This window comes from Bartonella sp. MU70NMGDW (genome assembly GCF_042194085.1).
Taxonomy (GTDB): Bacteria; Pseudomonadota; Alphaproteobacteria; order Rhizobiales; family Rhizobiaceae; genus Bartonella; species Bartonella grahamii.
This window is the reverse complement of the sequence record NZ_JBHIMK010000533.1, coordinates 1-741: the sequence shown is the minus strand read 5'-3', so window position 1 is coordinate 741 and position 741 is coordinate 1. Positions and strand designations below refer to the sequence as shown.

The following is a 741-nucleotide window of genomic DNA, read 5'->3' as shown; positions in this document are numbered from 1 at the left end:
ATTTTTTATAGTGCAATTGAAAAATAAGAAGGTATCAGGTTTATAAAATATAAAAAACATGATCATGATATATTTGATGTATTGCAAAGCTCTTTAACACTTTGCAATACGTTGAATTTTATCGGGAATGGATTACTATGTTGTGTAGAGAATTTTATTTCAGGAATTCTTATGAAAGATGTGTTTGTGTGGATGTTAAGATTGAATATTTTAACTTCTATTGATACAGCTTTCGGATGGAATAATAACTCTGGAGATCCCCATACAACGGCTCCAAGCTTTTTTATAACTCGGATAATCGGTTTGAAATTCGAAATATAAGCTGTTCTAGCCGGTGTTATGGATATTTTGATGAAGCTATAAATAAAAATTTTAAAGATTGTGTTGTTTCAAAAAGATTTACAGAAACGGGCGTAAAGAATTGAAAAATGGTAAGTTTGTTTAGTGAAAAAACAGGTGTAACAAATGTGGCAGAATTTACTGTTTCCGAAATAGCAGGAGCTCTAAAGCGTGTTGTTGAAGAAAAGTTTGGTTATGTACGGGTGCGTGGGGAGATATCAGGTTACCGTGGTACTCATGCTTCAGGACATGCTTATTTTGCTTTAAAGGATGATAAGGCACGGTTGGAAGCTGTTATTTGGCGTGGAGTGATGGAAAAGCTCAAATTTCCTCCTGAAGAAGGGATGGAAGTGGTTGCTGTTGGTAAACTTACAACTTATCCAGGGTCATCGAAATATCAAA

General features: G+C 34.4%; 1 protein-coding gene. It reads left to right on the top strand.

Annotation, left to right across the window (positions count from 1 at the left end; all coding sequences use genetic code 11):
- Nucleotides 1–428: 428 nt before the first annotated feature.
- Nucleotides 429–741: exodeoxyribonuclease VII large subunit (locus ACFIKE_RS12010; protein WP_375650190.1), on the top strand; the 313-nt coding region annotated here is incomplete at its 3' end.